Here is a 21894-nt window from a genome sequence, read left to right as displayed (position 1 = left end):
AGTTTCCAGTTCTTCCCGAAAAGCGCGCCGGCCCGGATCAGCCGACCCGTCGCCCGGCCATCTCCGCCGCAAGCAGCACCGCGGCGCGGCTGGCACCGGTCGATGCGACGCCTTGCCCGGCGATATCGTAGGCGGTGCCGTGCGCGGGGGTGCAGATCGGAAACGGGAAGCCGCCGAGCAAGGTGACGCCGCGATCGAACCCCATCAGCTTCATCGCGATCTGGCCCTGGTCGTGATACATCGTCAGCACAGCATCGAAGGCGCCGGCCTTGGCGCGCAGGAACACGGTGTCGGCCGGAAACGGCCCCTCCACGGCAATGCCCTCGCGCTGGCCGGCTTCCACCACCGGCGCGATGACATCGATCTCCTCGCGGCCGAAATTGCCGCCGTCGCCGGCGTGCGGGTTGAGGCCGGCCACGGCGATCCGCGGGCGCGCAAAGCCGGCGTTGCGCATGCAGGCATCTGTCAGCTTCAGCGCACGCTGGATGCGTTCGGCGGAGAGCTTCGCAGCGACATCCCTGAGCGGAATGTGCGAGGTGACCCGCGCGTTCCAGAGCTCGCCCAGCACGTTGAATTCGCTGGCCGGCGTCTTCAGGCCCGCAACCTCCGCCGAGAACGCGATCTCGTCGTCATAGTCGGCGCGGGCATACCGCATCGCCTGCTTGTTGAAGGGCGTGAAGCAGACGGCATCGACGCGATTGTCGCGGGCGAGCTCGAGCGCGTAGCGGTAGTTCGCGAGGGCGAATTTTCCACCGGCCAGGGTCGCAGTCTTGGGCTCGACGTCCCTGGGATCGAGATGGCCGAGATCGACGAACAGCACATCGCCCTTCGCGGCGCGAAAATCGCGCCCCTGCTCCACCGATGTCAGCTCCGGCGCAACGCCGGCGACGCGTGCACCTTCGTCGAAGATGCGGCGGTCGCCGATGACGACGAGGCGGGCGCGGGCCCGGATCTCGTCCAGCGCCGCGAGCTTTGCCGTCAGCTCCGGGCTGATGCCGGCGGGGTCTCCCATCGCGAGAGCAATGAGCGGCTTTGCGGTCATATGATCACCTTTTCCTGGGCTGGCGTATCGGCGTCCGGAGACGCCGTCTTGCGAAACGGCCGCGCAAGCTGCAGCACGAGCGGAAGCAGCAACAGCGCGATGCCGGCCACCACGAGGCACGTCACCAGCTTGTTGGCAAAGAAGATTCCGAGCGATCCCTTGGACATCAGCATCGACTGCCGGAACGCATCCTCGGCCTTGTCGCCGATGACGATCGCGAGCACCAGCGGCGCCAGCGGATAAAACAGCTTCTTGAAGAGATAGCCGACAATGCCGAAGCCGAGCATCATGACGACGTCGAGATAGGAGTTCGACACCGAATAGGCGCCGACGACGCAGATGATCACGATCAGCGGCGCGATGATCACGAACGGAATCCGCATCAAGGCGGCAAACACGGGCACGGTCAGAAGCACCAGCGCGACCGCGACGATGTTGCCGACATACATCGAGGCGATCAGGCCCCAGACGAAGTCTTTCTGGTCGACGAACAGCATCGGCCCGGGATTGAGGCCCCAGATCATCAGCCCGCCCATCATGACGGCCGCGGTGGCCGAACCGGGAATGCCGAGCGAGAGCATCGGCAACAACGCGCTGGTGCCGGCGGCATGGTCGGCGGTCTCGGGCGAGATGATGCCTTCGACCTCGCCGGTGCCGAAATAGCGGCCGCGCCGCGAGAAGCGCCGCGCGATGCCGTAGCTCATGAAGGACGCTGCGGTCGGGCCGCCCGGCGTGATCCCCATCCAGCAGCCGATGGCAGCACTCCGCAGCAGCGCAACGCCGTGCCGTGGCAGGCGGCCGACCGCGCGGAACACCTCGCGCCAGTCGATCCTGGAGGAGACGGCGCGGGCATGAAACTCCTCCTCGACCGCGACCAGCAGCTCGCCGATGCCAAACAGGCCCATCACCGCGACGACGAAGTTCACGCCCTTGACCAGCTCGTCGATGCCCATGGTGAGGCGGACGCTGCCGGAGACCGTGTCGATGCCGATCGCGGCGATCGCAAAGCCGATCGCGAGCGCCACCACAGTCTTGATCGGCGCCGCGCCGCCCATGCCGACGAAGCTCGCGAAGGCCAGGAAATAAACCGCAAAGTATTCCGGCGGGCCGAAGGCGAGCGCGACCTGCGCCACCCATGACGCCAGGAAGGTGATCAGGATGACACCGATCAGCGCGCCGAACGCTGCCGAGCCGAAGGCGGTAGCGAGCGCCGTGGTCGGCCGGCCGTCGCGCGCCATCGGATAGCCGTCGAAGGTGGTCGCGACCGAGGACGGCTCGCCGGGGATGTTGAACAGGATCGAGGTCACCGAGCCCCCGAACAGCGCGCCCCAATACATGCTGGAGAGCAGGATGATCGCTGACACCGGCTGCATGCCGAAGGTCAGCGGCAGCAGCAGCGACACCCCGTTCGGCGCACCCAGCCCCGGCAGCACGCCGACGAGAATGCCGAGCAGCACGCCGACGACCATCAGCGCCAGATGCGGCACGGTGACCGCGATGGTGAAGCCGTGGAAGAGCTCCGAGAGATTGTCCATCACCCGCCCCCTCAGAACCCGAACGCGGCGGCGAACGCGCCGTGCGGCAGGCTGACCTGGAACATGCGCTCGAACACGACGTAGAGGGCGAGCGCCGTCGCCGCCGCCGCAATCGCCGAACGCAGCACGGATTGATGACGGGGGATCGCGAGCACCGCGAAGACGTAAATTGCCGACGCCAGATACATCCCGAGCAGCGGGATGGCGGCGACGAAGATCGCGGCCGGCACGAACAGGCCCGCCAGCCGCCGCAGCTCGATGGACGTGATCGCGATGGGCACGCTGGCCAGCCTCGCGCCGGGCACTACGCCGCGCGCCAGATTGTACAGGCTGCCGGCGACAATGATGACGCCGGTCAGGAACGGGAATGTGCCGGAATCCACACCCGCACTCGACCAGCCGATGCCGTTGTCCAGACTCTGGACCACCACCGCAACACCAAAACCGCCGGTGAGGATGGCGGTCGCAAGTTCGAGCGCGCGTCGTGAGATCATGGAAGGCTCCAGTCGAGCAATGGACAAGGGCATTTCACTTGCGCAAGCGCGCCCGGTCTTACTTGACCAGCCAGCCCTGCTCGCTTGCGACCTGCCTGAGGTGTTCGAGATCCTCCTTGATGAACTTGTCGAACTCGGCACCGGTGAGGAAGGTGTCGATCTGTGAGGATTTCTCGATGTAGTCCTTCCACTCCGGTGTCGCCTGCACCTTCTTCATGAGGTCGACATAGTATGCCGCCTGGTCCGGCGTGACCTTGCCGGGCAGCCAGACCGTCCGCGGCTGCTCATATTGCTTGATATCGAGGCCCTGCTCGACGCAGGTCGGCACGTCGCTCCAGCCCTCGGTTGCCGTGACCTTGGCGCCTTGCGGCAGCCGCTTCGGGCTGAAGACACACAGCGGGCGCTGCGTGCCGCCGCGCCATTGCCCGATGCTTTCGCTGGGATTGTTGACGTGGGAATCGAGGTGCCCTCCGGCGAGCTGCACCGCCGTTTCCGCACCGCTCTTGAAGGGGATGTAGGTCAGCTTCACATGACCGGCCTTCTCGATCATGCGCGTCAACACCTCGTCGGTGTCCTTGGACTGCGCGCCGCCCATCTTGAAGTCACCCGACGCTGCGGCCTTCAGATAGTCGCCCGCAGTCTTGTAGGGCGAGTCCTGCTTGACCCAGAGCAGGAACTCGTCCTGCGCCATCGCCGCGATCGGGGTGAGATCGGTATAGTTGAATGCGACCTTAGAGACGAGCGGCTGCTGCCAGGCGTTCGAGGTGCCGAAGATCACCTTGTAGGGATCGCCAGCCGAGGCCTTGCCGTAGACATAGCCTTCGGCGCCGCTGCCGCCGGCCTTGTTGACGACGACGATCGGCTGGTCCGTCAGCTTGTACTTGGTGATGATGTTCTGCACCGCGCGGGCGATGTTGTCGGTCCCGCCGCCGGGGCCGGCGGTCGCCACGAACTCGATCGGCTTCTGCGGCTGCCAGGCAGCACACGCCGGCGCGTTGCCTGCAAGCACGGCCGCACTGACGGACAACAAAAAGAGAGACGTCCCACGCATGATTTCCTCCAACTGATTTTTTCTGTTTTGTTTGACCAGTCGTCTCGACGTCCGTTCAGGCGACGCGTTCCCTGCGCTCCCTGGATGCCGAGACGATCGCGCCTTCTTGCTCGAGCGCTTCGATCTGCTTCTCGTCGAACCCGTGCTCGGCCAGCACCTCGCGCGTATGTTCGCCATAGATGGGCGCGCCGGACAGGACCTTGCCCGGGGTTTCCGAGAACTTGACCGGCAGCCCGATCGTCTTGACCGGGCCGAGTGTGGAATGCTCGACCTCGACGACCATCTCGCGCGCCAGCGTCTGCGGATCGCTCAGCGCCTCCAGCATGTCGTGCACGGGGCCGCAGGGCACGCCCTTCTCGTCGAGTGCCGCGAGCCAATGCGCGCGCGTTTGGGTGCGGAAGCGTTCGCTCAAGACGGCCTCGAGCTCCTTCAGATTCGCCATGCGGTCGGCGCCGTTGACGAAGCGCGGATCGGAGGCGAGCTCGCTCGCGCCGAGCGCTTCCAGCATCAGCAGCCAGTGCTTCTTGTTGGCACCGCCGACCACGAGCCAGCCGTCCGAGGCCTCAAACGCCTGGTACGGCGCGTTGAGCGGATGGGCCGAGCCCATCGCGCGCGGCGCCGTGCCGGCGGCGAGCGCGATGGTCGATTGCCAATAGGTCTGCACCAGCGCCGCCTCGTAAAGCGAGGTCTCGACCCACTGCCCCTCGCCGGTCTTGAGGCGGTGCGTGTAGGCGGCGAGGATCCCCATGCTCGCGAGCAGGCCGGCGGTGATGTCCGATAGCGGCGGGCCGCATTTCACCGGCGGGCCATCGGGGCGTTCGCCGGTGAAGCTCATGATGCCGCTCATGGCCTGCGCGACCAGGTCGAAGCCGCGGCGGTGCTTGTAGGGACCGGTGCGGCCAAATCCCGACAGCGAGCAATAGATCAGCGCCGGGAATTTTCCGTGCAGCTCTTCATAGCCGAACCCAAGGCGCTCCATCGCGCCCGGCGCAAAGTTCTCGACCAGCACGTCGGCGTCCGCGATCAGCCGCCGCAGCACCGCCTTGCCGCCGTCGGTCTTCAGATCCAGCACGATGCCGCGCTTGTTGCGGTTCATCATCAGGAACGAGGCGGCCTCGTCTCCGATCCTGGGCGGGACCGAATGACGGGTGTCATCGCCGTTCGGCCATTTCTCGATCTTGATGACGTCGGCCCCCATGTCGGCGAGCATCAGGGTGCAGGTCGGCCCTGCCATGACATGAGTGAGATCGATGACCTTGAGGCCGGCGAGCGGGCCGGCACGGCGTGAAGTGGATTGCGATCGATCGCTTTGCATCAAGGGTGCGTCCTATTGACCGCGCCACTGCGGGGCGCGCTTGTTGAGGAAAGCATCGAGCCCTTCGCGAAAATCCTGGCTCGTGTAGCACATCAGGATGAGGTCTTCGCCCTCGTCCCGCGTCAGCCGCCGTTGCAGGCGGGCCACCGCCTGCTTGGTCGCGTTGAGCGTCAGCGGTGCATGGCTGGCAACAAGGCGCGCGAGCTCGTCGGCACGCTTGTCCAGGGCCGGGAGATCGTCGACGACCTCGCCGAGCAGCCCGACGTGGGCTGCCTCCGCCGCATCGACCAGGCGTGCGGTGAAGATCAAATCCTTGACCCGCGCAGCACCGATCAGCGCGGTGAGACGGCTGACATTGGACATCGACAGGCAATTGCCGAGCGTGCGGGCGATGGGAAAGCCGATCTTCGTGCTTCTCGTCCCGATGCGCAGGTCGCAGGCGGCGGCGATGCCCGCCCCACCGCCGGTGCAGAAGCCGTTGATCGCCGCGATCGTCGGCACCCGGCATTGCTCGAGGGTGGAGAGCACCCGGTCGATCCGGTTCTCGTAGTCGATGGAGTCCTGCGGCGTCTTGAATTCGCGGAACTGGTTGATGTCGGTGCCCGAGGCAAAGGCCTTGTCGCCGGCCCCGCGCAGCACCAGCACCTTGATGGACCGATCGTCGTTGGCCTGCCCGCAAATGGCGGCGAGCCGTTCGTACATGGCGAAGGTGAAGGCGTTGCGCGCCTGCGGGCGGTTGAAGGTGATCCGGCCGATGCCGTCGTTGCATTCAAAAACGAGGTCGTCCGCCTCTACGGTCTGGTCCATTTCCGCGATCCCCGCTGTTTTTTGTCTTTTTGAATGCAAAAATTCAGATTTACAAGATATAATTACCTGACTTTCGTCTATGAGATCGTTTTTGCATTCAAAAATAGAGATATCCCATGCTGCATGAGGAGGTCGTCGGCCGCATCCGCGACATTCTGCTCGACGGCGAGATTCCGCCGGGCGCGCGGATCCCCGAGCGCGAGCTGTGCGAACGGCTCGAGATTTCACGCACGCCGCTGCGCGAGGCGCTCAAGGTGCTCGCTGCAGAGGGCCTCGTGCAGCTCCTGCCCCATCGGGGCTCGCGCGCGGCAAAACTGACCGACAAGGACATGCGCGACCTCTTCGAGGTCTGCCAAGGCCTCGAAGCGCTGGCCGGCGAGCTCGCCTGCGAGCGCATCAGTGATCACGAGATCGCGGAGATCGCGGCTGCGCATGTAGCGATGGTGCAGCATTATCGTGAGGGCGATCTGATCCAGTACTATCGCGGCAACCGCGCCATCCACGAGGGGATCGTCAATGCGGCCGGCAATCCCGTGCTCACGGGGCTCTATGCGTCAGTGACCGCGCGCATCCGCCGCGCCCGCTACGTCACGCCGATGACGCCGCAGCGCTGGGCGTTTGCGGTCAGCGAGCACGAAGCCATCCTGAACGCGCTCCAGCGCCGCGACGGCGCCGGCCTCTCCCACATCTTGCGCGCCCATCTGCGCCACAAGCGGGAAGAGGTTTTGCAGGCGGGGTTTGCGGAGACGGAGGCGAATGAGCCCACGCTGAAGATCGCGTGAGACTTGTCGCTGGACCGCCCGTGCGCCCGGAATTCCTCTTCCTGGCAGCTCTTGCGCGCCCCTCCACGACAAGCAGGACGCTTGCCTCGCGCAACCACCGGGAGCATGATCAGGCCAGTCGCGCCGGAGATCGAGACCCCTCGAGGTAAACTGTGAATCTTCCGCAGGGACCAGACCTTCTGATCGAACTCGATGCGCACCGGAACGTCCGGGAGCTGCGCCATTTGCAGACACCTGCGAACGGCGAGTCCGGCCAATCCGCCAAGCAGGCCGCCCTCGCCTATCTGCAGGATGCTGGTGTGCATCGCCATCTGTTGCCTATCAGCGATGACGACTGGCAGCACCTGAACGACACCATCAACGACGACGGACCGACGAGAGCCGGTGGTTTCAGATTTCGATGGGTGGCCCCTCGCGAACTGAAACGGAATTCGACCATCGAGACCTCGATCGTCTGGGTCCAGCAGACGGCTCCACTGGCAGCCTCCGATTTTGTCCCCGATGTCCTGGGCGGCAGCATACGGCTGGTGGTCCATCACCGCGGCGCGATCCCACTGATCACCAGCGCGCGATCGACGACGATCGAGAGCGCACAATTGTCGATCGCGCCTGAGTTCGTCGAGCGAACATTTCCTGGCCGGGTCCTGGAACCGGCATGGGCAGACTTCCTACCTCGCGATCTGACCGAGAGCCTTCTGGCTCCCTTGCTTGGCCTTTCCGACGACAAGACCGGCATCGGAGACGCGCTGCTTGTCGCCTATCGCCTGCGCAAGCGCAGTGCCGTCTATGGCGGCGCGCTGGGCATCGCGGTCAGTGCAACTGCATTCCTGTCCGTGGCAGGCGAGGAGATCGCGCATCGGGTTCTGCTCGATCCTTTCGAGAACGAACTCTTGCGCAAGGCGCCAATCGCGTCGGCATGCGCCGGATACGCCTTTCTCAGCGATCCCGACAGCAAGTCCGGAACTTTCGAGCTGCGTCCCGATACCGGAGCCGACTTGCTCGATCCCGAGCGCGATCCGGTCGCGCTGCTCGACCTTGATCACGCCCCGGGCGGCCGCCGCAAGCTCTCCGGTCCGCGCGTTCAAGTGCTGACGCCGGCGGCGCTGGGTGCCGACTACGATCCACCTGTGCAGCGACCGCCTTTCGCGTTCTCGGCGCGGACCAACGCGTTCGCTGCGGTCAGCGCCTATTGTCATTGCGATTCCATGATGCTGCTGGTCGAGCAGTTCGGGTTCACGAACGCCGACTATTTCGCCAAGATCAGGCGGCCTTTGGTCGTCGAGCACAGGGCCAAAATGCTGGCGGGCTCCGGCGCGCGCGACGGCCGCGGCATCAATGCCTATGTGACACCGTTCCGCGCCGATCCGGTCGGGCCGCCCTGGGACGCCCGGATGCTGTTCGGGCTCGCCGATTTCGCCGACACCTGGAGAAATCCGCTCGGACTCGTCGCCGATGTGCGCTTCGTCTGGCACGAATTCTGCCACGTGATGATCCTTGCCGCGACCGGATCGACGGAATTCGATTTCGCCCATAGCGCCGGCGATGCGCTTGCGGCGATCATGGACGATCCTTCCTCCAGGCTGGTCAAGCTCGACGACGATGCATGTCGCGGCGTGACCTTCCCCTTCATTCAACTGCCGCTGCGGCGTCATGATCGCAAGGTCGAGGACGGCTGGGGATGGAACGGAACGCTCTATGAGCGCCCCAATCCCACCTACGGATTGCGCGATCCGGCCGGATACAATGCGGAGCAGATACTCTCGAGCACCCTGTTCCGTCTCTATTGCGCGCTGGGCGGGGATGCTCGCCGCACCAACGCGGCGGGTGTTGTCGAGCCGGACGTCGAACGCCGCCGGGCAGCGGCCTATTATTGCGCGTACCTCATCGTGAGCGCGATCGGCTCGCTCGGCTGTGTCCAGACAGAACCGACCAGCGAAGCAAGCCAATTCGCCACGGCGCTCATGGAGGCCGACGTCGGCACCTCAGAAGTCGACGACGACGGGACGCCCCGGCTCGGTGGAATGGTGCACAAGGTCGTGCGCTGGGCGTTCGAACAGCAGGGCCTGTACCAGATCGCATCGAACAGCCCACGCAACGAACCGGGACGCCCGCCGGCGGTCGATATCTATATCGACGACGGCCGCGCCGGGGGCTACGGCTACAGCAACAGCGGCTGGCACGCTCTGCCGGGGGCGGTGTGGGTCCGCCCCAATCCCGATGCCGACACCGCGGGCACACAGCCGACGCCGGGACAGCCCAACTACGTCTACGTCAGTCTGCGCAATCGAGGCGACGATGCGGCAATAGCGGCATCGGTGGATGTTTTTGCGGCCACCGGCCCTGCCGCCGATACCTGGGAGCCTGCAGCGAACTATTGGCAGAAGCTGCAGTGGAACAACGCGCCACACAACGTCCCAAGCGGGCAATCCTACACGTTCGGCCCGTTCGAGTGGACTCCACAAGTCGGCAGGAATGCGCTGCTGGTCCGCACCACCGTTGCCGGCGACCGCAGCAACATCGACGACGACTCCCCGCTGCGCTGCGCCACCGGCCCGACGCCGGTGGAAGATCTCGTCCGCAGCGACAACAACCTCGGTTATCGCGAATGGCAGCTTCCGTAGGCGTGGCTACGGCGGGGGGAAGTTCGGGAACGGCTCATTCGTAAGTTGCGCGACCGTATTTGGCGTGACCGATGCGGCCCACTCCGCCACCACAGCATCGAATAGATGACCGGTCTCTGGACATCGGGTCCGATCCTTAATCAGGTCCACGCAAGCACGGGCAATGACTTTGCCGGCGGCGCTGTCGCTCGGATAGTGCACGCCCGCGCGCTCGCGGTTGAATGCGACCCGGCTGGCGAGCCATTCGAGCTGATCCGTCCAATGCGGCAGCACCTCGGCAAGCAGGTACGACATCAGCCAGCTCTGGAGCGAATGGCCGCTCGGGAACGAGGCATGGGCTGGCGGGCCAAACGCCGGCAGGAGACCGGGACATATGAACGAGGGCCGCGGCCGCTTGTACTTCTTCTTATAGTAGACCGCGACGACCTGACCGATGCGAACGGCAAGGTTCATGAGCACCAGCGTGTAATAGTGAGCGCGGTTGTTGACCGCCAGCATGCTCACCCAGTAGCCGGGCGCATTGTCGTGCTGAAAGACGATCTCGCCCATATACCGCTCGCGGTCGATCTGCATGAGCTGCTGGAGGTGATGAAGCTCGGCATTGATGAATGCGGTCGGGTTTGCACTGCCCTGCTGCCAGCCCAGCAAATCGGGGGAATGCCCGGCGAGATTGACCTGTTTCCAGCCGGGGCCGCAGTTCTCCATGAACTCGGTGAGGAAGAGCAAGCAGAGCACGTCGGGATCCCAGGGTCCGATCCTGCCCTGCCAGTCCCCCGATGGCAGTGTCTGCTGCGGGAAGCTTGGCGCGCAGTTCGGGCCGAGGTCGAATTGCAGGGTCAAGGGCCGGAAGCTGAGCTCGGCCGGGGTGGCTCCGAAGCCCATACCCATTCCCATACCCATTCCCATCCCCATACCCATACCCATTCCCATTCCCATTCCCATTCCCATGCCCATACCCATTCCCATGCCCATTCCCATGTCATCCTCCGGAGCTTGTTCAGCGGGAACTTGTTTGTTGACGGCTAGCAGACGTCGCGGCGCAATTCGTCTCGCTGTTAGCGAGGCAGCCCAGCTTCAATCAATCGTTCGGCAAGCAGAGCGAGACGCGCCGGCTGCTTGATCGGGTACCAGCTGCAATATTTTTCGACCGAGAATGAGGGATCAATCCGCATATGCGCGGCGCCCACCTCGCGCGCCCGCTCGAGCGAACCGGCGGCGACAAGGCTTGCCGCAAGAAGTCGCAAATTGGCGACAAACTGAGGAGCCCCCGCCATGACCTTCGTGCCCCAATGCACGGCCTCGTCGAAGGTCTCGTTGGTGTAGTGCGCGTTAGTGAGCGCCGATTGATAGAAGTAGGCATACGGATCGAGCGGCGACAACGATATCCCGTACGATGCGCGCGCCACCGCACGCGGCCCGTCACCGATATAGCAGTAGGTCGACGCACTCAACGACCAGGCGATTGCGGAATTCGGCGTTCCTCCGATCGCACGGTCAAAGGCATCGATGGCGCGGTCATACGCGGCGAAGAGAAAGGAATTGATATGGCCGAAGATGGCCAGCGCCATGGGATCCGACGGCTCGAATTCGAGCGCACGCGATGCAAGCCTGAGAGCTTCGTGGGAGTCGGCCTTGAAGTCGGTCGTATGCCCTTCGCCGATGTGCAGGATGTACCACTTTGCCATCAGCGCGTAGGCCGCCGCATAGTGGGGATCATGGTCGAGCGCTCGCTCGAACAGGGTTCGTGCCACCTGCATGTCGTCATGACCAAGACGATAGAGGCGGTACATGCCCTGCAAGACCAGGTCGTAGGCGTTCATGCTCTGCGGAATCTTGCGCTCGGCATGCTTCAGTTCGGATATGTGGATGTGCGGCAGGAGCGCATATGCGATGTTTGTCGCGATTTTCTCCTGCACGTCGAATAACTGGCTGATCGATGAATCATATTGGTTGGTCCACAGCATGGACTTCGTATCGACATCGATCAGCTGAACCCGCATCCGCAACAACTCGCCGCTGCGGGTGAGCGTCCCCGTGACGAGATATCGCACGCCCAGGTGATGGCAGACGCTGGCAGCGTCGATGGTCGGGTCGGTGAAACCCAGCGTCGACGTGCTGGATACGACGAACAGATCGCGGATTCCCGCCAGTGATGCCACGATATCGTGGACGACACCCTGCGCCAGATAGGCGTCCGCCGCTTCGAGACCGAGCATCTGCAACGGCAGGACCGCCACGGACGGCTTGAGCGCATGAGCCACCGAGATCGTCGGAGGCCGCAGCTCGTGATGCGCGATCTTGAATGCCCGGATGCGCCGCTCGATATTCTTGAGCGTCAGGAAGCCCAGCTCTGCGGCCTGATAGCGCAGATGATCCTTCACCTGATCGTGGATGGCCCCCGAAATCACGATCCCGCCGGGGCCAGCGAATTCCTGAAGTCGGGCCGCAATATTGATGCCGTCCCCGTAGATATCGTCGTGCTCGGCGATGATGTCGCCGACATTGGCGGACATCCGTATCTGCAGCGGGTTGCCCCCATCCGATGACGATTTCTCCAAATGGAGCTGGGTGCCGAGCGCGAAGCTGATCGCGTCAAGCGGGCTCTTGAATTCCAGGAGCAGCCCATCGCCGGTGCTTTTGATGACCTCGCCGCCGCTCGAAGCGACGCGTGGCTCGATCACGTCCGTGCGCATCGACATCCATCGCCGATGCGTGCCTTCCTCGTCGCCTCCCATCAAGCGGGAATATCCGACGACATCGATGAAGACAGCGGCGGCAGTACGCCTTTTCGGCCGGCTCTGATCCGAGCCGTCGTCCGGGGACCTGTTGTCGACACTGATCATCATGACAGGCACAACAACTGCTGGGCGGCCACAGTCATTGTGGCGCCGAAAGATTGTAGCAGACAGGGGCTGCCGGGCAAATGTAAGGCCTGCACACCGACTGGGCAGAAATTGCGGTCACGCCAATTGACTTGCACAATCAAAGCGTGCGTTTCTATAAATCCTCGTTCAAAAAAGCGAATGGAGGCACTGAGCGCTCTCCAGAACGCGAAGGTGTGCCCATCGAAATATCGAGAGCCGTCGCAGACTGGTACCCCGCGACCTCAGAGGGCACCGCCGGTGGAGCCCTTGATCGCGCTAGGCGCGATTGCCGAACAGATCGAGCGTGATCGACCGCAGCCAGCGGTGAGCGGGATCGCGGTGGTAACGCTCGTGCCAATATTGCGCGATCTCGATCCGCGGTAGCGCCACCGGCGTCTTGAACACGGTCATGCCGAGCGGCTCGGCGACGATCGTGGCCAGATTGGCGGGCAAGGTCGCGACACCATCGGTCTGCGAGGCCACGATCGCGCCCGCGATGAAGCTCGGCACCTGCAACAGGATGTTCGTGCGCGCGATCGCGCGCGTCAGCACGCGCTGCGTCTCGAGGTGGGCCGCATGGCCGGTCTCGGACGCCGTGATCAGGATGTGCTTCTCCTCGAGAAATCCCCGACGCGTGCGCGCCGCCGCCGGCCTTGGATGGCCTCGTCTCACGACGCTTGCGTAGCCGTCCGAGTAGAGCCGCTGGGAGCGAAGATGCCCCGCCGCACGCGGCAAGGCGCCGAGCGCAAGATCAGCCTCACCCGACTCGAGCTTGAGGGCGAAGTGCCGGGAGTCCAGCGGGATTGCGCGCACCTGAACGCGCGGTGCGAGTTCGGAAAGGCGCGCGACCAGAGGCGGCAGGAACCGCACCATGCCGACATCGGTCAACAGCAGGCTGAAGGTCTTCTCGGATTTGCGGGGATCGAACGGCAGCCGCTCCTGCCACAACCGGTCGGCCATTTCGAGCAAGGCGCGGATCTGGGCCGCCATCTCGAGCGCGCGCGCCGTCGGTTGCACGCCGCTGCCACGCCGCACGAACAGGGGATCGTCGAAGCGCAGCCGCAAGCGCGCCAGGAGCTTGCTGATCGCCGGCTGCGTGGTCTCGAGGCTCACGGCCGCGCGCGTGATGCTGCCCTCGCGGATCAGCGCGTCGAGCACGCGCAGATCGCGAAAGTCGATCCCGGAAGATTCCATTTTCGACATATGAAACATTCCCTCGCAGCCATGGCTCGAGCTTCCCCTTTTGTTATCCTGCAGTCAATCGAACGGCCAAAACGGCCACGCGGACACGGAGGACGCCATGACCAAATTCGTGATCGAGTCGCATTTCCGCCTGCAGGAATGGGTGGCCGAGGAGAAGGGCTACTTCCGCGACGAAGGGCTCGACTACGAATTCCGCGAGCTGATCCGCTCGACCGAGGGCCAGCACCACAACAAGGTCAATGAAGGCGCCTTCCAGAGCATCGAGCAGGGCCGCAAGGCCGACGTCAGCTGCGCCTGCCACTGGACCGTCAATGTCGCCGCCTCGAACGGCCACGCCAAGCTCTACGCCGACGTCTATTCGGTCGCGCCTTCGGGCATTTTCGTCCCGGCGGATTCGAAGATCCGCACACCTGCCGATCTCGCCGGCGTGCCGATCTCGGTCGGATTCCAGTCAGGCAGCCACTATTCGACGATCCAGGCACTCGAGCCGTATCTGGCGCCCGGCCAGATCAACCTCACCTTCGAGGACGGCATGCTGTTCCGCCGGATGGAGCTGCTGTTCGAGGGCAAGAGCGAGGCGGCCTCGCTGTTCAACGGCCCCTATTATTTCGCCGAGCAGCTCGGCTATCGCAAGATCATCGACACCACGTTCATGATCGCGTCCATGATCAATGGCGATCCGGCGCCCGAGGACATCAAGCGCTACTTCCGGGCGCTGAAGAAGGCCCAGCGCGACATCGACCTGCGTCCGGAGCTATTCACCCGCTACTACAAGAACGAATTCCCGGACCGATTCCATGCCGCGATGGATACCAGGCGCTGGGGGCCCGGCGAGCGGATCGTGTTCGAACCCTATTCGCGCGAGATCTACGAGCAGTCGTTCGACTGGATCGAGAAGCACGGCATCTTCGAAGCCGGCACGATGGGCGACGGCGCCTACGACAAGGCGACGGTCGCGTTCGGAAGGATTTGAGGGTCGGCGAGGCCGTGCGCTAGCAGCCGAGCTGGTCGGCGACGCCGCCGAAATCCCTGGCGACGATGTCCCAGTTGCCGGTGGCCTCGAAATCGATCTTTTGCAATGGACCGTACTCGGTCGGCCGCGCGACGAACGCGGTCTTCAGACCGTACTTCTGCGCGGCGGCGAGATCACCATTGTGGGCTGCGACCATCATCACATGGTCCGGCTTGAGGCACAGCAGCTTTGCTGCGCCGAGATAGGTTTCGGGATCGGGCTTGTAGTGCTCGAACAGCTCGGCCGACATGATGAGGTCCCACGGCAGCTTTGCAAACTTCGCCATGTTGGTCAGCAGCGCGACGTTGCCGTTCGACAGCGGCGAGATCACGAATTTTGTCTTGAGCCGCGTCAGGCCGGCGACGCTGTCGGGCCAGGGGTGCAGGCGATGCCAGCCCTTGGTGAGATGATCGAGATCGGCTTCGGTGAGGCCTTTGATCGCGAACTGCTCGACCAGCTTCTCCAGCGAGCGGCGATGCAGATCATCGAGCATGACATAGCCGCGCTCGGGGTGCTTGCGCACGTCGTCCATCGAGGCCGAGTACACGGCGCGCCAGCCGTCGACCAAAGCGGTCCAGTCGGTGCTGATGCCGCGGCCCTTCCCCCACCAGATGAAGTCGGTGATCAGGCTGGTGCGCCAGTCCACGACAGTGCCGAACACGTCGAAGACGAGGGCTTTGACGGCGGAGAGGTCGGACATGTGCGCTTCCCTTGTTCTTATTGTTGTCGTTCCGGGGCGCGCGGAGCGCGCGCGAACCCGGATTCTGGCGCCATCATCTCTGGATTCCGGGCTCGACGCTTTCGCGTCGCCCCGGAATGACGGAGAGCATCAATCCAGGTGGAACTTCGCGAGCTCGCGATGCTCGGCCTTGATGTAGCGCACGGTGCCGGTGACGGAGCGCATCACCACCGTCTCGGTCTCGATCACGCCGTCCTTGCGGAACTTGACGCCCGAGAGCAGCGAGCCCGTGGTGACGCCGGTCGCTGCGAACAAGCAGTCGCCGCGCGCCATGTCCTCGATGCCGTAGATCATCTTGGGATCGTTGACGCCCATCTTGGCGGCGCGTTCGCGCTTCTCGTCGGAATCGAGGATCAGGCGGCACTGCATCTGGCCGCCGATGCAACGCAGCGCCACCGCCGCAAGCACGCCTTCCGGCGCGCCGCCGGTGCCGAGATACATGTCGACGCCGGTGTTATCGGGGTCGGCGCAGTGGATCACGCCGGCGACGTCGCCGTCGGTGATCAGGCGCACGGCAGCTCCGGTCGAGCGCACGCTCTCGATGATGCTGGCATGGCGCGGACGGTCGAGCACCAGAACGGTGATGCCCTCAGGCTTGACGCCCTTGGCCTTGGCGAGACGGCGGACGTTTTCGGCCGGCGTCGCGTCGAGCTCGACGACACCCTTGTCGTAACCGGGGCCGATCGCGAGCTTCTGCATGTAGACGTCGGGAGCGTGCAGCAACGTGCCGCCGTCGGCCATCGCCATGGTGGCGATCGAGCCCGGCATGTTCTTGGCGCAGAGCGTGGTGCCTTCGAGCGGGTCGACCGCGATATCGACTTCCGGCCCGGCGTTCATGCCAACTTTCTCGCCGATGAAGAGCATCGGCGCCTCGTCGCGCTCGCCCTCGCCGATCACGATGGTGCCCTGGATCGGCAGCTTGTTGAGCTCGCGGCGCATGGCGTCGACGGCGGCCTGGTCGGCGGGCTTCTCCTGCCCGTGCCCGCGCAACCGCGCCGACGACACCGCCGCCCGCTCCGTCACGCGCACGATCTCCAGCGTGAGAATGCGCTCGAGCAATGCGTGCGGCGGCACTGAAATATGGGTCGACATCGGCTAACTCCTTCGAAACAGTTTTGGACAGGACTCCCTGCCCGCATCAACTCGCAACGCCCACAGTTCGTTCGAACGAACCGCCTCAATGTTTGAGCATGACCTGCTCGGAAAACCGCTTCACACCTTTCCGGGTCATGCTCTAGTTCTTCTCGATCCGGATCACCTGCGGCCGTCCGCTGATCACCTTGTCGTGCTGCACAGCGGCGAGCGCGCGGCGCACCGCGTCCTCATGCGTGGCGTAGGTGATCAGGATGACGGGCACGGGGACCGCCTTGCCGTCGCTAGGCGCAGCGCCGCCATTGGGATGGCGCTGCACGATCGACTCGATCGAAATCTTCTGTTCTGCAAGCCGGGTCGCGATCGCAGCCGCGGTGCCCGGGAAATCGCGTGCCAAGAGGCGGATGTAATAGCCGCCCTCGTGCCGCTCCATCGGCGCCTTCTTGGTGTCGCGCAGTTGCGCAATGGGACGGCCGAACGGATTGGCTCGGATGCCCCGCGCAACGTCGGCGATATCGGCCACGACGGCGGACGCGGTCGCGGCACCGCCGGCGCCGGGACCGACCAGCGTGATCGGCGGAATGCCCTCGCCATCGATCGTGACCGCATTGGTGACACCCATCACCTGCGCGATCGAAGAGATTTTTGGAACCATGGTCGGATGCACGCGCTGCTCGATGCCCTTGGCCGTGCGAACGGCAACACCGAGCAGCTTGACGCGGTAGCCAAGATCAGCGGCAGCGCGCAGATCTTCCGGCGCGATGGAGGAGATGCCTTCGACATACACCGCGCTTTGAGCAACTTTCGTGCCGAAAGCGAGGCTGGCGAGAATGGCGAGCTTTTGCGCGGTGTCGTGGCCGTCGACATCGAAGGACGGATTGGCTTCGGCATAGCCGAGCCGCTGCGCATCCTTGAGGCACTCGGCAAACGACAGGCCTTCCTGCTCCATCCGCGTCAGGATGTAATTGCAGGTGCCGTTGAGGATGCCGTAGACCCGGTTGATGCCGGTTCCCGCAAGACCTTCGCGTAATGTCTTGATGACGGGGATAGCGGCGCCAACGGCTGCCTCGAAATTCAGCGCACCGCCGTGCTTTTCAGCGGCCTTGGCGAGCTTCAGGCCGTGCTTGGCGAGCAGCGCCTTGTTGGCGGTGACGACCGACTTGCCGGTCGTCAGCGCCGCCTCGACTGCCGACAGCGCGGGATCTCCGGCGCCGCCCATCAGCTCGACGAAGCAATCGATGCCGGGATGCGTGGCAAGCGCCACCGGATCCTTCACCCATTCGACGCCGCGCAGATCGATGCTGCGCTTCTTGGCCTTCGAGCGCGCAGTGACGGCGACGACGCGGATGCCGCGGCCGCTGCGGCCCGCTAGCACGCGGGCCTGGGTTTCAATCAAACGGATAACTTCGGCGCCCACGGTGCCGAGCCCCGCTATGCCCACTTTCAGGGGTGCAACCATGATGCTTTAGTGAACCTGCAGAAGAGAATTAGCGCCGATTGGCGAGCGGAACGACGTTGTGCAACGTTTCGATGCCGCTTTCAAGGAAGCGGCGCACGCCGCGCGCGGCCTGCCTGATCCGTTGCTCGTTTTCCACCATGGCGATACGGACATATCCTTCACCATGCTCGCCGAAGCCGACACCGGGCGAGACCGCGACGCCGGATTTCTCCACCATCAGGGTCGCAAACTGCATGCTGCCGACGCTGCGGAACGCTTCCGGCAGCGGCACCCAGGCGAACATCGAGGCCTCCGGCGGCGGAATCTCCCAGCCGGCGCGGCCAAACGATTCCACCAGCGCGTCGCGGCGCTTGCGATAAGTGTCGCGCATCTCCTTGATGCAATCGTCCGGGCCGTTCAGCGCGGCGGTCGCCGCGACCTGCACCGGCGTGAACGCGCCGTAATCGAGATAGGATTTGACGCGGGCGAGCGCCGCAATCACGCGCTCATTGCCGACCGCAAAGCCCATGCGCCAGCCGGCCATCGAATAGGTCTTCGACATCGAGGTGAACTCGACGGTGACGTCGATGGCGCCGGGCACCTGGAGCACGGAAGGCGGCGGGTTGCTCTCGTCGAAATAGACCTCGGCATAGGCGAGATCGGACAGGATCAGGATCTCGTGCTTCTTCGCGAAGGCGACGAGGTCCTTGTAGAAATCGAGGCTCGCGACATAGGCGGTCGGGTTCGAGGGATAGCAGACCACGAGCGCGAGCGGCTTCGGGATCGAATGCACGATCGCTCGCTCCACTGCCTCGAAGAATTGCGGCGTCGGCTCCGACGGCACCGAGCGGATCACGCCGCCCGCCATCAAGAAGCCGAAGGCATGAATCGGGTAGCTCGGGTTCGGGCAGAGGATGACGTCGCCCGGCGCGGTGATCGCCTGAGCCACGTTGGCAAAGCCCTCCTTCGAGCCCAGCGTCGCCACCACCTGGGTATCAGGATCGAGCTTCACGCCGAAGCGGCGGGCGTAGTAGCCGGCCTGGGCCCGGCGCAGGCCGGGGATGCCGCGAGAGGCCGAGTAGCGGTCGGTGCGCGGCTTGCCCAGGGTCTCCTTGAGCTTCTCCAGCACGTGTGGCGGGGCCGGCAGATCCGGGTTGCCCATGCCGAGATCGATGATGTCGGCGCCGGCATTCCGCGCGGCCGCCTTGGCCCGGTTGACCTGTTCGAACACGTAAGGCGGAAGGCGGCGGATGCGGTAAAACTCGTCCATGGCTCTCTGGGCTCCGGGCAACCGCTCAGGATAGAATCGATGGGCGATGACCACCCCTCGAGGAGATCTCGCCCTGCACACAAAAATCGCTTAAAATCAAATGCTTGGAGCGATTTTCGGTGACGAGGACTGAACTCCTTCGCCCTGACTCTCGGCTGAATTGAAGTCTTTTTAGCACGGAGTGGCAGGGGCGCCAGCGATTACCTTGTGCCCGCGATGGCGTCCCGTGCCTGATTGGCGGTCCTTACTTGGCGGTCTTACTTGGCGTCCTTGGCGGCGACGGCCTGGCGGTCGCGGGCGGCCGCAAGCTCGGCCTCGATCTTGGCGCGCTGGTCGGGCGGGATGATCGCCTGATCACGATCCGGCGGCAGATCGTGCACCGGCAGATAGGCACCGGGCTCCCTCGGATGAGCCGGCGTGTCGGCGGCCGACATGTCCGCGAGCTGGCTCGAACAGCCGCCCAGCGCAATCGCCGTCGTCAGCAGCGCGCAGCATGCAAGCCGCGACTTTTGCAGGTCCCAAAACGCAAACACCTGGGAATTCCCCTACTCGTCCCATGCGAGGCTGCGGGAGCTTAACCCAACAACCTGCCCAAGCCCAAACCATTGCTGCCCACAAATGGTACGAGCGAGAAATCATCCAAGGCCCACACCGCGAGAGGTGCACTGCGATTGTGACAAAAGCAAGAAGCCTTGTCGCAGTGCAGCACATCTTCGCGCGTGTTTGACGCGAAACCAGCGAGCTTCGCGGTGACGAATACGGAATGAATCGTTACTGTTGCCTTCATGAATAGTGCCACGACCGATACGCCCAAAGCTGGGACAAAATCTGAAACGAAGTTCGATGCGGAAACCTTCGCGATGAATGTCGCGCGGGCCATGGAAAGCGGCGGCAAGGCGCTCGCCGCGTATCTCAAGCCGCGCGAAACCGGCGAGGTGCAGGACCGTCCGCCGGCCGAGATCGCCGAGGTCGTCAAGACGTTCACGTCGGTCGCGGAATACTGGCTGTCGGACCAGTCGCGTGCGTCCGACCTCCAGACCAAGCTCGCCAAGGACTATCTCGATCTCTGGGGTTCGGCGGCACGGCGGATGGCCGGCCAGGAGGCCCAACCCGCGATTGCGCCCTCGCCGCGCGACAAGCGCTTTGCCGATCCGGAATGGAAGTCGAACCAGTTCTTCGATTTCATGATGCAGCTCTATCTGCTCACGACCAAATGGGCGCAGGAGCTCGTCCGCGATGCCGAGGGGCTCGATCCGCAGACCCGGCGCAAGGCCGAGTTCTACATGCAGCAGCTCACCAACGCGATCTCGCCGTCGAACTTCGTGCTGACCAATCCGGAGGTGCTGCGCCAAACGGTTGCCAGCAGCGGCGAGAACCTCGCGCGCGGCCTGACGATGCTGGCGGAGGACATCGCCGCCGGCAAGGGCATGCTGAAGATCCGCCAGTCCGATCCCGACAACCTCGTCGTCGGCGTCAACATGGCGACGACACCGGGCAAAGTGATCTACCAGAACGAGATGATGCAGCTGATCCAGTATTCTCCGACCACGGAGAAGGTGCTGCGTACGCCGCTGCTGATCATCCCGCCCTGGATCAACAAGTTCTACATTCTCGATCTCAAGCCCGAGAAATCCTACATCAAGTGGTGCGTCGATCAGGGCATCACCGTGTTCGTGATCTCATGGGTCAATCCCGACAAGCGGCTCGGCGCCAAGAGCTGGGAAGACTACATGAAGGAAGGCCCGCTCACGGCGATGGACGTGATCGAGCGGGTCACCGGCGAGTTGAAGGTCCACGCCGCCGGCTATTGCGTCGGCGGCACCATGCTCGCGACCACGCTGGCCTGGCTCGCCGAGAAGCGGCGCCAGCGCGTGACCTCGGCGACGTTCTTTGCCGCCCAGGTCGACTTCACCCATGCCGGCGATCTCCTCGTGTTCGTCGACGAGGACCAGATCGCAGCGCTCGAGCAGGACATGAAGGCGTCCGGCGTGCTCGAAGGCTCCAAGATGGCGATGGCCTTCAACATGCTGCGCTCCAACGACCTGATCTGGTCCTATGTGGTCAGCAACTATCTCAAAGGCCAGCAACCGAGCGCGTTCGACCTGCTGCACTGGAATTCCGACGCGACGCGGATGACCCAGGCGAACCATTCCTATTACTTGCGCAACTGCTATCTGGAGAACCGGCTGTCGACCGGCACCATGGTGCTCGACAACACGCTGCTCGACCTCTCCACGGTCAAGGTGCCCGTCTACAACCTCGCCACGCGCGAGGACCACATCGCGCCGGCGGAATCGGTGCTGTACGGCTCGCAGTTCTTCGGCGGCCCCGTGAAATACGTACTGTCCGGCTCCGGCCACATCGCAGGCGTCGTCAATCCGCCGGCCTCGAACAAGTATCAGTACTGGACCAACGACAACATCAAGGACGTCAACGTCGCCCAGTGGATGAAGGGGGCGGTGGAGCACAAGGGCTCGTGGTGGCCGGACTGGCGCGAATGGCTGGGCGGGCTCGATCCGGAGGAAGTGCCTGCGCGCGGCGTCGGAAGCGAAGCGCTGCCGCCGATCGAGGACGCCCCGGGCAGCTATGTCAGGGTTCGCGCATAGCGCAACGGCGCGCACTTTCGTAT

Annotated in this window: 19 protein-coding genes and 1 pseudogene; 4 read left to right on the top strand and 16 right to left on the bottom strand. The window is 64.2% G+C overall.

Translation table 11 applies throughout. The features are described 5' to 3' along the window. Positions 1 to 37: 37 nt before the first annotated feature. From FXB38_RS00600 to FXB38_RS00575, 6 genes are read right to left on the bottom strand one after another with little or no spacing between them, the layout of a single operon-like run. Complete coding sequence (locus FXB38_RS00600) at positions 38 to 1042, bottom strand: 4-hydroxythreonine-4-phosphate dehydrogenase PdxA (protein ID WP_148748841.1); 1005 nt, start codon at positions 1040 to 1042, stop codon at positions 38 to 40. Further along, positions 1039 to 2577 (bottom strand): tripartite tricarboxylate transporter permease, encoded by a 1539-nt coding sequence (locus FXB38_RS00595; protein ID WP_148748840.1) that lies wholly within the window; start codon positions 2575 to 2577, stop codon positions 1039 to 1041. Before FXB38_RS00595 ends, FXB38_RS00600 begins: the two co-directional genes overlap by 4 nt. 11 nt (positions 2578 to 2588) lie before the next feature. Further along, positions 2589 to 3071 (bottom strand): tripartite tricarboxylate transporter TctB family protein, encoded by a 483-nt coding sequence (locus FXB38_RS00590; protein ID WP_148748839.1) that lies wholly within the window; start codon positions 3069 to 3071, stop codon positions 2589 to 2591. A gap of 58 nt (positions 3072 to 3129) precedes the next feature. Then, the gene (locus FXB38_RS00585; RefSeq protein ID WP_148748838.1) at positions 3130 to 4122 is read right to left on the bottom strand and encodes a Bug family tripartite tricarboxylate transporter substrate binding protein; all 993 of its coding nucleotides are present in this window, start codon (positions 4120 to 4122) and stop codon (positions 3130 to 3132) included. 55 nt (positions 4123 to 4177) lie between these two features. Beyond that, on the bottom strand, positions 4178 to 5437 hold the full coding sequence (locus FXB38_RS00580; protein ID WP_148748837.1) for a CaiB/BaiF CoA transferase family protein: 1260 nt from the start codon (positions 5435 to 5437) through the stop codon (positions 4178 to 4180). Between the two features lie 12 nt (positions 5438 to 5449). Continuing rightward, positions 5450 to 6244 (bottom strand): enoyl-CoA hydratase/isomerase family protein, encoded by a 795-nt coding sequence (locus tag FXB38_RS00575; protein ID WP_148748836.1) that lies wholly within the window; start codon positions 6242 to 6244, stop codon positions 5450 to 5452. Between the two features lie 116 nt (positions 6245 to 6360). Here FXB38_RS00575 and FXB38_RS00570 point away from each other — a divergent pair, with 116 nt between their 5' ends. Continuing rightward, positions 6361 to 7026, top strand: coding sequence for a GntR family transcriptional regulator (locus FXB38_RS00570; protein WP_148748835.1), 666 nt, complete (start codon positions 6361 to 6363; stop codon positions 7024 to 7026). 224 nt (positions 7027 to 7250) lie between these two features. Beyond that, the gene (locus FXB38_RS00565; protein ID WP_148748834.1) at positions 7251 to 9647 is read left to right on the top strand and encodes a hypothetical protein; all 2397 of its coding nucleotides are present in this window, start codon (positions 7251 to 7253) and stop codon (positions 9645 to 9647) included. A gap of 6 nt (positions 9648 to 9653) precedes the next feature. Here the strand turns inward: FXB38_RS00565 and FXB38_RS00560 are convergent, their stop codons facing one another. From FXB38_RS00560 to FXB38_RS00550, 4 genes and pseudogenes are all read right to left on the bottom strand, one after another. Continuing rightward, positions 9654 to 10625: a phosphatase PAP2 family protein gene (locus FXB38_RS00560; protein ID WP_148748833.1), complete on the bottom strand. Its 972-nt coding sequence runs from the start codon at positions 10623 to 10625 to the stop codon at positions 9654 to 9656. Positions 10626 to 10702: 77 nt separating this feature from the next. After that, positions 10703 to 11908: a tetratricopeptide repeat protein gene (locus FXB38_RS00555; RefSeq protein WP_246229571.1), complete on the bottom strand. Its 1206-nt coding sequence runs from the start codon at positions 11906 to 11908 to the stop codon at positions 10703 to 10705. Between the two features lie 129 nt (positions 11909 to 12037). Beyond that, positions 12038 to 12382, bottom strand: a pseudogene (locus FXB38_RS45000) (adenylate/guanylate cyclase domain-containing protein); the annotation flags it as partial. A gap of 405 nt (positions 12383 to 12787) precedes the next feature. Continuing rightward, positions 12788 to 13714: a LysR family transcriptional regulator gene (locus FXB38_RS00550; protein WP_187434580.1), complete on the bottom strand. Its 927-nt coding sequence runs from the start codon at positions 13712 to 13714 to the stop codon at positions 12788 to 12790. A 97-nt stretch (positions 13715 to 13811) separates the two neighbouring features. Here FXB38_RS00550 and FXB38_RS00545 point away from each other — a divergent pair, with 97 nt between their 5' ends. After that, positions 13812 to 14687 (top strand): ABC transporter substrate-binding protein, encoded by an 876-nt coding sequence (locus FXB38_RS00545; protein ID WP_148748830.1) that lies wholly within the window; start codon positions 13812 to 13814, stop codon positions 14685 to 14687. A gap of 19 nt (positions 14688 to 14706) precedes the next feature. On the opposite strand, the gene FXB38_RS00540 is transcribed toward FXB38_RS00545, so the two are convergent. The 6 genes from FXB38_RS00540 to FXB38_RS42515 form a co-directional block, all read right to left on the bottom strand. Further along, positions 14707 to 15426: a haloacid dehalogenase type II gene (locus tag FXB38_RS00540; protein ID WP_148748829.1), complete on the bottom strand. Its 720-nt coding sequence runs from the start codon at positions 15424 to 15426 to the stop codon at positions 14707 to 14709. 129 nt (positions 15427 to 15555) lie between these two features. Continuing rightward, the gene (gene glpX, locus FXB38_RS00535; RefSeq protein WP_148748828.1) at positions 15556 to 16557 is read right to left on the bottom strand and encodes a class II fructose-bisphosphatase; all 1002 of its coding nucleotides are present in this window, start codon (positions 16555 to 16557) and stop codon (positions 15556 to 15558) included. Positions 16558 to 16699: 142 nt separating this feature from the next. After that, on the bottom strand, positions 16700 to 18016 hold the full coding sequence (locus tag FXB38_RS00530; RefSeq protein ID WP_148748827.1) for a homoserine dehydrogenase: 1317 nt from the start codon (positions 18014 to 18016) through the stop codon (positions 16700 to 16702). A 28-nt stretch (positions 18017 to 18044) separates the two neighbouring features. Then, complete coding sequence (locus tag FXB38_RS00525) at positions 18045 to 19265, bottom strand: LL-diaminopimelate aminotransferase (protein ID WP_148748826.1); 1221 nt, start codon at positions 19263 to 19265, stop codon at positions 18045 to 18047. A gap of 257 nt (positions 19266 to 19522) precedes the next feature. Then, positions 19523 to 19798, bottom strand: coding sequence for a hypothetical protein (locus FXB38_RS00520; protein WP_148748825.1), 276 nt, complete (start codon positions 19796 to 19798; stop codon positions 19523 to 19525). A gap of 41 nt (positions 19799 to 19839) precedes the next feature. Next, entirely contained in the window at positions 19840 to 20145 is a 306-nt protein-coding gene (locus FXB38_RS42515; RefSeq protein ID WP_187434585.1) for a hypothetical protein, read from the bottom strand. Between FXB38_RS42515 and FXB38_RS00515 the strand changes: the two genes are divergently transcribed. Next, the gene (locus FXB38_RS00515; RefSeq protein ID WP_148748824.1) at positions 20051 to 21871 is read left to right on the top strand and encodes a PHA/PHB synthase family protein; all 1821 of its coding nucleotides are present in this window, start codon (positions 20051 to 20053) and stop codon (positions 21869 to 21871) included. The genes FXB38_RS42515 and FXB38_RS00515 overlap by 95 nt on opposite strands. Positions 21872 to 21894: the final 23 nt, after the last annotated feature.

Source organism: Bradyrhizobium cytisi, assembly GCF_008123515.1.
Classification (GTDB): Bacteria; Pseudomonadota; Alphaproteobacteria; order Rhizobiales; family Xanthobacteraceae; genus Bradyrhizobium; species Bradyrhizobium cytisi.
Note: the sequence above shows the minus strand (reverse complement) of the source record. Positions and strands in the feature narration are given on the sequence as shown.

Bases quoted from the DNA above. Each gene is read 5' to 3' on its own strand.
- FXB38_RS00600 (WP_148748841.1), bottom strand. From the start codon at position 1,042: ATGACCGCAAAGCCGCTCATTGCTCTCGCGATGGGAGACCCCGCCGGC.
- FXB38_RS00595 (WP_148748840.1), bottom strand. From the start codon at position 2,577: ATGGACAATCTCTCGGAGCTCTTCCACGGCTTCACCATCGCGGTCACC.
- FXB38_RS00590 (WP_148748839.1), bottom strand. From the start codon at position 3,071: ATGATCTCACGACGCGCGCTCGAACTTGCGACCGCCATCCTCACCGGC.
- FXB38_RS00585 (WP_148748838.1), bottom strand. From the start codon at position 4,122: ATGCGTGGGACGTCTCTCTTTTTGTTGTCCGTCAGTGCGGCCGTGCTT.
- FXB38_RS00580 (WP_148748837.1), bottom strand. From the start codon at position 5,437: ATGCAAAGCGATCGATCGCAATCCACTTCACGCCGTGCCGGCCCGCTC.
- FXB38_RS00575 (WP_148748836.1), bottom strand. From the start codon at position 6,244: ATGGACCAGACCGTAGAGGCGGACGACCTCGTTTTTGAATGCAACGAC.
- FXB38_RS00570 (WP_148748835.1), top strand. From the start codon at position 6,361: ATGCTGCATGAGGAGGTCGTCGGCCGCATCCGCGACATTCTGCTCGAC.
- FXB38_RS00560 (WP_148748833.1), bottom strand. From the start codon at position 10,625: ATGGGAATGGGCATGGGAATGGGTATGGGCATGGGAATGGGAATGGGA.
- FXB38_RS00550 (WP_187434580.1), bottom strand. From the start codon at position 13,714: ATGTCGAAAATGGAATCTTCCGGGATCGACTTTCGCGATCTGCGCGTG.
- FXB38_RS00545 (WP_148748830.1), top strand. From the start codon at position 13,812: ATGACCAAATTCGTGATCGAGTCGCATTTCCGCCTGCAGGAATGGGTG.
- FXB38_RS00540 (WP_148748829.1), bottom strand. From the start codon at position 15,426: ATGTCCGACCTCTCCGCCGTCAAAGCCCTCGTCTTCGACGTGTTCGGC.
- glpX (WP_148748828.1), bottom strand. From the start codon at position 16,557: ATGTCGACCCATATTTCAGTGCCGCCGCACGCATTGCTCGAGCGCATT.
- FXB38_RS00530 (WP_148748827.1), bottom strand. From the start codon at position 18,016: ATGGTTGCACCCCTGAAAGTGGGCATAGCGGGGCTCGGCACCGTGGGC.
- FXB38_RS00525 (WP_148748826.1), bottom strand. From the start codon at position 19,265: ATGGACGAGTTTTACCGCATCCGCCGCCTTCCGCCTTACGTGTTCGAA.
- FXB38_RS00515 (WP_148748824.1), top strand. From the start codon at position 20,051: ATGAATAGTGCCACGACCGATACGCCCAAAGCTGGGACAAAATCTGAA.
- FXB38_RS42515 (WP_187434585.1), bottom strand. From the start codon at position 20,145: ATGGCCCGCGCGACATTCATCGCGAAGGTTTCCGCATCGAACTTCGTT.